This is a genomic window from Microbacterium sp. AR7-10 (genome assembly GCF_001878835.1).
Lineage (GTDB): Bacteria > Actinomycetota > Actinomycetes > Actinomycetales > Microbacteriaceae > Microbacterium > Microbacterium commune.
This window is the reverse complement of sequence record NZ_MJIR01000078.1, coordinates 1-8,615: the sequence shown is the minus strand read 5'-3', so window position 1 is coordinate 8,615 and position 8,615 is coordinate 1. Positions and strand designations below refer to the sequence as shown.

At 71.8% G+C, this 8,615-nt stretch carries 5 protein-coding genes; 1 reads left to right on the top strand and 4 read right to left on the bottom strand.

The genetic code is table 11. The features are described from left to right. Nucleotides 1–30: 30 nt before the first annotated feature. The 4 genes from BFN01_RS10935 to BFN01_RS10920 form a co-directional block, all read right to left on the bottom strand. On the bottom strand, nt 31–2,442 hold the full coding sequence (locus tag BFN01_RS10935) for a polysaccharide lyase 8 family protein (protein ID WP_071644346.1): 2,412 nt from the start codon (nt 2,440–2,442) through the stop codon (nt 31–33). A gap of 301 nt (nt 2,443–2,743) precedes the next feature. Beyond that, nucleotides 2,744–4,195 carry a carboxylesterase/lipase family protein gene (locus tag BFN01_RS10930; protein ID WP_071644311.1) on the bottom strand — a complete coding sequence of 484 codons (1,452 nt, stop codon included), beginning with the start codon at nt 4,193–4,195 and terminating at the stop codon, nt 2,744–2,746. A gap of 138 nt (nt 4,196–4,333) precedes the next feature. After that, on the bottom strand, nt 4,334–5,719 hold the full coding sequence (locus BFN01_RS10925; RefSeq protein ID WP_177243855.1) for an aspartate aminotransferase family protein: 1,386 nt from the start codon (nt 5,717–5,719) through the stop codon (nt 4,334–4,336). A gap of 18 nt (nt 5,720–5,737) precedes the next feature. Continuing rightward, nucleotides 5,738–7,222, bottom strand: a complete 1,485-nt coding sequence (locus BFN01_RS10920; protein ID WP_143187224.1) for a CoA-acylating methylmalonate-semialdehyde dehydrogenase — start codon at nt 7,220–7,222, stop codon at nt 5,738–5,740. A gap of 98 nt (nt 7,223–7,320) precedes the next feature. Here BFN01_RS10920 and BFN01_RS15985 point away from each other — a divergent pair. Continuing rightward, nucleotides 7,321–8,615 (top strand): PucR family transcriptional regulator ligand-binding domain-containing protein (locus BFN01_RS15985; protein WP_177243854.1); only part of this gene is annotated, 1,295 nt, incomplete at its 3' end.

Genomic DNA, 8,615 nt, shown 5'->3' with positions numbered 1-8,615 from the left:
GGGCCCAGCGGATGCCGGAGGGCGGCCCGATCAGCGGTGCAGGGAGAACTCCAGGGTCGTGCCCGCCGTGCCGGTGGTGTCGATGGTGAGCCGGATGCCGTCGCCGCGGCGGGCCAACCTGACGCGGTCCGCGTCGTCGCCCTTGACCCTCGTCGCGCGGCTTCCGGCGACGTCGATCACGAGAGTTGCGCCGCTCTGCGTCGGGTCGCTGACCGACATCCGCGTCATGCCCGGCGTGATGCGCGCGATCACGCAGGCCGCACGGTCGGAGGTGAGCGCACCGGCGCTGCCGGCCGCCCAGAAGGCTGCGGCGGTGACGTGCGTCGACAGCTGAACCGCCTGCGCGACGCCGTCGTTGCGGATCACCTGGAAGCGCCGATCGCGCGCGGCGGCGGTGGCATCGGCATCCGCTCCGGGATGCACGGCATATGCGTACCCGCCGCTCGCCGCGGCGCCCACGCCGTGGGACAGGCTCAGCGTTCCGTACCAGCGGCGCTGCAGCACATCGGTGCCGGCGGCGGCGTTGGTGCTGTTGCGCCGCCAGGTGCCCTCGCGCTCCTCGATCCCGGCCACGAGATCGGCAGGGCCGTCGAGAAGCACATAGCCGCCGACGCCCTCCAGGTGCGCCCACCGCGCCCCTTCGACCGTCTGCCGAGCCGTCACCGCCGTGCCGTCGACGAGCAGCCGGCGCGCGGAGGTGCCGAGGTTGCGATGCTCGATGATCGTGCGCACCTCGCCGTCGCTGCGCGTGGAGATGTCCGCGCCCAGGGCGATGTAGGCATCCGGAAGCGTTACCCACATCTTGCGCGCCACCAAGCCCGTCCCTCCGGGAGCGACGAGATGCATGGCGGCGAGGGCGGTGTCTTCGAAGGTGACCCCGCCCGTCCACTCGTTGTCGGGCGTGCGCTCGCCCCACTCGCCCTCGGGGTTGCGCGGCAGCGGGGTCAGATCGACCGTGGTGCCGGGAGGTGCCGCCAGATCGGAGGTCGACCAGAATTCGTCGTCGAAGTGATCCTCGTCGCCGCGCAGGTACAGGTAGGTCATTCCCTGGCTGGTCTTCACGCCCTCGAAGTTCTCCGCGCCCGTGCCCTCGTGCCAGGCGATCCGGTTCGAGCACATCGCCACGGCGAGAGCCCACGAGCCGTCGGCGGCGCGGTGCACGAGCCTGTCCATCGCCGGGAACAGCCGGGGACCGGTCGGGTCCGCGACCGCCTGCGCATCCGAGCTGAGCAGCTCGGTGACCAGCGACAGGCGCACGATGCTCGTCGTCACGGTGATGTTCGCCGCCGAGTTGCTCTCGATCCACTGGCGGCACAGGCCGCGCCAGCGTGCCGCGGTCTCGGCGTCGGCGGACTGGGCCAGCCGCAGGGTGTGCTCGATCAGGTCGTTGCCGTTGGTGATGCTGCGCTCGGCGTATCGCGCGACGGCCCGGCCGCGCACCGCATCCATCATCTGACCGCGGAACATGAGCGGCGCGAAGGAGCTCTCCACGAATCCGTTGACGTTGGCCCGGCTGGGGTCGGTGACGTCGAAGCCGGTGCCGGCGAGCAGGGCGAAGAGCTTGGCCAGCCCGCCCAGCAGCACGAGCCCGTACGTGCCGGTGTATCCGATCGTGGAGTGCTGCACGAACGAGCCGTCGCGGAAGAACCCGTTGCCCGCGGTGATGTACTGCCAGGTGTCGCTGAGCGCGGCCACCGCGGTGCGCAGCAGCTCCGGGTCGGGCTGGGCGATCGCCCGCACGATGATCGCCTGGCAGATGTCCACCCGGTTTGCGCCGTCCGACGCCTGCGGCCCCGTCGGGTGCAGCTGCATCCGCGGGTCCCGGTTGGGGAGGAAATGGTCGATGGATGCGCAGTACGCGTCGATCTCGGCCTGGTCGAGCTCGTCGTGCAGCAGGGCCATCGTGTTCGCCAGCGGCTGGGCGGCACCGATGTTCCACGACCACCAGTTGCCCCACCATTCGGTGTCGGGGTTGTAGACGCGCTCGTGCATGTGGGCGAGTCCGCGCAGCGCCGCCTGAAGAACGACGTCCGAGCCCTCGTGCTTCGACCCCGGCGTCGCCCACGATACGGCCATGTTCTGGATGCCCGAGTAGTTCATGCGCATCGAGTTGGACTTGGCGATCTCGGTGGCGCCGATCGACCAGTCCTGGTCGGAGAAGTAGCGGGTGGCTGTGGGGCTCACCTTCGCGAGCAGCGCGTCGGTGCCTCGATCCTGCCGAGCGATCGCCGCGGCGAAGGTCGCCGGCGACCCGGTGATGACGCTGCGTCCGGTGAGCGTCTCCACCCACCGGGCGCGCAGCGCCTCGATCTCGGGGGCGCCGACTCCGAGCGGCCGCAGAGAGGCGGTGGCCGTCAGCGGGCGGGCGATATCCATGAGCAGTGCCGATGCCACGGCGACGCCGCCCAGCTGGAGGACGGTGCGACGGGTGGGGGTGAACATGCGAACTCCTTCGGTCGTTGGCAGTGACCGTAGGAGCCGGGCAGATGAGGAATCAATGCGGATTGCGCATCTTCGTCGCGCCGCCGCGGAGTTTCGCTGCGCGAGCCGGCGCCCTCGTGGCCATCCGCTGGTCCCGAAGGGCCGCCTCCCGCGAGGTGAGGCGGCCACATGGGCCCAGTCAATGCGCGGTGGCGCCCCGCCTGGCATCCGCTGGTCCCGAAGGGTCGGGTCGCGGCGGGTGAGGCGGCCACTTGGGCCCACCGGGCGGGGGCGGGGAAAACCGGATGCCGGAGCCGGGCCCTCAGACCAGCGGCAGGGCGTCGTCGTAGGCCGCGCGCGACAGTTCAGGGTGGTCGCCGAACACTCGCGTGGTGCCGGGCTCGGTGCGCCAGGTCGGCCAGCCGGGGTCGCCGTCGCGGATGAACGCCACCGCAGCGGCGTGCATCTCGTCGGCGAGGCGCTGCGGAGGATCTTCGCCGGCGATGCGCGCGACGTGCGGGTCGTCGAGGCAGTCGAACCAGAACGGCACGTCCAGGCAGTGGTACGACCACCCGTTCGTCGGTGACGCCCAGGCGAACCGGTACACCCAGGTGCGGGCATCCCGTCGGGTCTCGGCGATCCGCACCACGAGGGAGCGGAACACCCGGTCGGTGACGAAACGGCCGAGAGCCGAACCCGCGTCGCGTCGCGTCCGGTTCGCCCGGCGCCAGCGCCGGCGCAGCGCATGGGTCTTCTCGACGATCAGCAGCGCGAGCGGCACCGGCACCCAGCGCAGGATGCGCGGGGCGCGATCGAACACCATCGTGAACTCGTCGTCGGTCGCGCCCAGCAGCAGCGGCTTGTCGGCGCCCACGCCGGCGGCGTACGAATCGACGGTCGGCCGGGTGAGCAGGTCGCCGTCGACCACCGGCCCCCAGGGGAGGCCGTCGGTGAGCGTGGCGGTCGTCGCCGCGAGGCCGGTCTTGCCGAGCAGGGATGCTTCGTACTGGCGCCGTGTGAGCGCGCGCTCCTTCACGCCGCGGAAGCCGTCGAGGGTCGGCTCGCAGCCGACCATCGATGCCAGGAGCTCGCTGCGCCGACGCGCCCGGTCGCGCGGGAGGTCGCCGAGGGCGCCGCTGATCGAGATGCCCGCGCGGAACAGGTGCTGCGCCTCGGGCATCCCGAGCAGGGTGAGCACCGCCCCGCCACCGGCGGACTGCCCCGCGATCGTCACGCGTGCGGGGTCGCCGCCGAATGCGGCGATGTTGCGCTGCACCCACTCGAGTGCCGCGAGCCAGTCGCGCACTCCGCGGTTGTCGGGTGCCCCGTCGATCACCCCGAAGCCGTCGAAGCCCAGCCGGTACGAGATCGTGACCACGACGATCCCGTCGCGCACGAAGGTGCGGCCGTCGTACCACGGGCTCGCCGAGGAGCCCGACGAGTACCCGCCGCCGTGGATCCACACCAGCACGGGTCGAGCTCCGCTGGAGGACGCGGTGAAGACGTTGAGATTCAGCGTCGCCGTGCCGGGAACGCTCGGCTCAGGGATGATCGCATTCGGCTCCTCGCGGCGCTGCGGCGTCGGGCCGTATCGGGTTGCGTCGAGCGGTTCGGTCCACGGGGCGACCGGCTGCGGGGGCTGGAAGCGTCGACGGCCGGTGGGCGGGGCGGCGTACGGGATGCCGAGGAACGCCAGCGATCCGTCCGGTCGGCGGATGCCGCGCACGGGCCCCTCGGCTGTCTGCGTCACCTCTGTCTGCGACTCGTCCTCCACGGCATCAGCGTATCGAGCATCGCCCCGTCTTCCCGGGGCGCGGGGTCAGTTGGGTACGGAATCCGGCTGCGGGACGTACGTTTCTGACCTCGCACCCCGACCGAGCCGAGCCGGCGGACCGGGCGGACGAGGCCCGCGTCAGTCCGTGAACCCGTCGGCCACCGTGAGAGCCTCGTCTATCGCCGACAGCCCGCGCACCAGCTCGTCTTCGGTGATCACCAGCGGCGGCGCGATGTGCGTGCGATTGAAGTGCACGAACGGCCAGACGCCGGCCTTCTTCGCCGCCGCGGCGAACGCGCCCATCGGCGCGGCATCCGCCCCCGACGCGTTGAACGGCACGAGCGGCTCACGGGTCTCCCGGTCGCGCACCAGCTCGACGGCCCAGAACAGTCCGCGCCCGCGCACCTCGCCCACACTCGGATGCCTCGACGCCCACGAGCGCAGCGTCGGCTCGACGACGCGCTCGCCGAGGTCGCGCACCCGCTCGAGGATCCCGTCGCGCGCGAACACCTCGAACGTCGCCACACCGGCGGCGCACGCGAGCGGATGCCCAGAGTAGGTGAGTCCACCCGCGAACGGCGTCGTGTCGAAGTGCGCGGCGATGCGGTCGGAGATGACCACGCCGCCCAGCGGCACGTAGCCCGAGTTCACGCCCTTCGCGAAGGTGATCAGGTCGGGCTGCCCGCCGTACGCCTGGAACGCGAACCACTCGCCCATGCGCCCGAAGCCGACCATGACCTCGTCGGCGATGTACACGATGCCGTGCCGGTCGCACAGCTCGCGCACCCCCTGCAGGTATCCGGGCGGCGGCACGAGCACGCCGTTCGTGCCGACCACCGATTCGATGATGATCGCGGCGATCGTCGCGGGGCCCTCGAGCAGGATCGTCTGCTCGAGGTGCTCGAGAGCCCGCTGCGACTCCTCCTGCGGGGTCGACGCGTGGAACGGCGAGCGGTACAGGTACGGCCCGAAGAAGCGCACCGCGCCGGTGTCGCTGACATCGTTCGCCCACCGCCGCGGATCGCCGGTGAGTGAGATCGCCGTCGACGTCGAGCCGTGATAGCTGCGGTACATCGAGAGCACCTTGCGGCGCCCCGTCGACTGGCGCGCGAGGCGCACCGCGTACTCGTTGGCCTCGGCGCCGCCGTTGGTGAAGAACACCTTCTCCAGGCCGTCCGGCGCGACGTCGGCGATCAGCCGGGCGAGCTCGCCGCGCACGTCGTTCGCGATCGACGGCTGGATGGTCGCCAGGCGTCCGGCCTGCTGCTGGATCGCCGCGACGAGATCCGGATGCTGGTGCCCGAGGTTCAGGTTCACCAGCTGGCTCCCGAAGTCGAGGTACCCGGTGCCGGCGTAGTCCCAGAACGTCGATCCCGCCCCGGCCGCGACCGGAACCGGGTCGATGAGCGCCTGGGCGCTCCAGGAGTGGAAGACGTGCGCGCGGTCATCGGCGCGCACCTGCGCGTCGGCCTCGGCATCCGGCAGGGTGTGCGTCGCTCCGTGCCGATCGGTGTACCGACTCATGGTCATGATCGTCCTCGCTCAGTGGTTGCTCGGGAAGCCGAGGTCGACCTGCGCGGGGGTGTGGTCGGGCCAGCGCGTGGTGACCACCTTCGAGCGCGTGTAGAAGTTGATCGACTCGGGGCCGTAGATGTGCGAGTCGCCGAACAGCGAGCTCTTCCAGCCGCCGAACGAGAACGCGCCGACCGGCACGGGGATCGGCACGTTCACGCCGACCATGCCGACCTCGATGTCGAACTCGAACTGACGCGCGGTGCCGCCGTCGCGGGTGAAGATCGCGGTGCCGTTTCCGAACGCGTTCGCGTTGATCAGCTCGACTGCGTCGGCATAGCTGTCGACGCGCACGACCGAGAGCACGGGGCCGAAGATCTCGTCTTCGTACACCTTCATGCCGGGGCGCACGTTGTCGAGCAGGGTCACGCCGGTGAAGAACCCGTCGCCGTCGAACCGCTTCTGCGTGCCGTCGACGACGACGGTCGCGCCCTCGGCCGCCGCGCCGGCGACGTAGGACTCGACCTTGTCGCGGTGCTCGCGGGTGATCAGCGGGCCCATCTCGCTCGAGGGGTCGGTCCCGTCGCCGATGCGCAGATCGGCGATGCGGGTGCGGATGCCGTCGATCAGGTCGTCTGCGATGTCGCCGACGGCGACCAGCACCGACACGGCCATGCAGCGCTCGCCGGCCGATCCGTAGGCGGCCGAGATGGCGGCCGTGGCCGCGCCGTCGATGTCGGCGTCGGGCATGACGACCATGTGGTTCTTCGCGCCGCCCAGTGCCTGCACGCGCTTGCCGCTCGCCGCCGCGCGCTGGTAGATGGACTTCGCAATCGGGGTGGAGCCGACGAAGCTCACCGCGCCGACGTCGGTCGAGTCGAGCAGCGCGTCGACGGCGACCTTGTCGCCGTTGACGACGTTGAGCACGCCGTCGGGCAGGCCCGCCTCCTGGAAGGCCTTGGCCAGCCAGTTCGCGGCTGACGGGTCCTTCTCGCTGGGCTTGAGCACGACGGTGTTGCCGCACGCGATCGCCGAGGCGACCATCCACAGCGGCACCATCACCGGGAAGTTGAACGGGGTGATGCAGGCCACCACCCCGACGGGCTGCTTGACCGAGTGCACGTCGACGCCGCGCGACACCTGCTCGGCACGCTCGCCCTTGAGGTGGTGCAGAAGGCCGGCCGCGAACTCGACGTTCTCGATGCCGCGCGACACCTCGCCGGCCGCATCCGAGAGCACCTTGCCGTGCTCACTGGTGACGATCGCGGCGAGCTCGTCGGTGCGCTCCGCGAGGATCTGGCGGAGGCGGAAGAAGACGTCGGCGCGCTTGATGAGGCTGGATGCCCGCCACGCGGGCTGCGCGGCCTTGGCGGCGGCGATCGCCGCCTCGACCTCCTCTGCGCTGGCGGCCGCGACCTGGCGGTGCGCCACCCCGGTCGCAGGGTTGTACACCGGCAGGGTGCGGTCGACGGCGCCGGTCTCGGCGCCGTCGATGTAGTGACGGATCGTGGTCACGGAAATGCTCCTCATCGAGGTTCGCGGGCTGGTCGCACAGAATGACCGGAACGGCCGTCTGGCTCGTGTTCCATGTTCCCGGGAGCGAGAATAGGGGGATGCCCGCAGAGCGTATGGAAGATGGTCGGCTTCGGACAGATCGTCTGGATGACGTGGCGCTGCCCCGGGTGCGCGATGTGCTCGACACCCCTGTGCTGGTGGCGGGCGATCCGCAGGTGCTCGTCGGCGGGTCTGCCCTCGACGCCCGCGTGCGCTGGGTGCACGTCTCGGACAGTGCCGAGGTCGCCGGTCTGCTCGACGGCGGCGAGCTGCTGCTGACGACGGCGGCCGGGTGGAGCGGGACGGATGCGTCGCTGCGCGCCGTCGCGGCGAGCCTCGCCGCTGCCGGGGTCGCCGGCGTCGTGCTCGAGCTCGGCGCTCGGTTCCCCGTCGCGCCGCCCGCTCTGATCGTCGCGTGCCGCGCGCACGGTCTCGCTCTGATCGCGCTGGAGCGGGTGGTCAAGTTCGTGGCGGTGACCGAGGCGGTGCACCGACGCATCATCGCGGGTCAGCTGGAGGCGCTGCAGGAACGGCAGCGCCTGCACGAGCTGTTCACCGGCCTGACGCTGCGCGGCGCCCCGGCCGACACGGTCGTGCACGCGGCCGCGCAGACACTGGGGGCGCCGGTCGTGCTCGAGACGCTGAGCCGTGAGGTGGTCACGGCAGAGCTCTGGGCCCAGACGCCGACCGACGTGCTCGCCGACTGGGCCGCACGCTCTCGGGCCGGAGCAGGACTGCTCACCGTGCCGGTCGAGGCACGCGGCGTGCGGTGGGGCACCCTCGTCGCGCTGCCGGGCCCCGAGCATCCGGCCGGGCGGATGACCGTGCTCGAGCTCGCCGCGACCGCCCTCGCGCTCGCGCGTCTCGCTGACGGGCCCTCCGAATGGGCCATGCTGCCCGCCCGCGACCTGGTCGATGCGGTGCTCAGCGGCAGGCATGCGGGGGAGGCGGACGTCGCCGCCCGTCTGCAGGCGGCGGGCCTGCCGGTGCGGGGTCGGGTGCTCGGTGTGCTGGTCGCGGAGGGCGCCGATGCCGCGGCCCTGGATGCCGTGTTGGCCGTGCTCGCCGCGGACGGCGGCTCCGATCGCGCCGCCGTCCACGTGCGTGGTGCGGTGCACGACGGGGCTGCGGTGGTGCTCGTGTCGTCGGCCGCGGCGCTGCGGTCGGGTGCGGTGAACCGTGCGGCGCGGGAGGCCGGGGTGGGGCTGGCCGTGGGGCCGGAGGTCGCCACGGTCGCCCAGCTGCTGGCATCCGTCCGCCCCACTCGCCTGCTCGCCACTCGCCTGCGGGCGGGCGAGGTGCGCCGTGTCGATGACCGGCCGCTCACACGTCTGGTCGCCGAGCTCGGCGCCGA

Bases quoted from the DNA above. Each gene is read 5' to 3' on its own strand.
- BFN01_RS10925 (WP_177243855.1), bottom strand. From the start codon at position 5,719: ATGAGTCGGTACACCGATCGGCACGGAGCGACGCACACCCTGCCGGAT.
- BFN01_RS10935 (WP_071644346.1), bottom strand. From the start codon at position 2,442: ATGTTCACCCCCACCCGTCGCACCGTCCTCCAGCTGGGCGGCGTCGCC.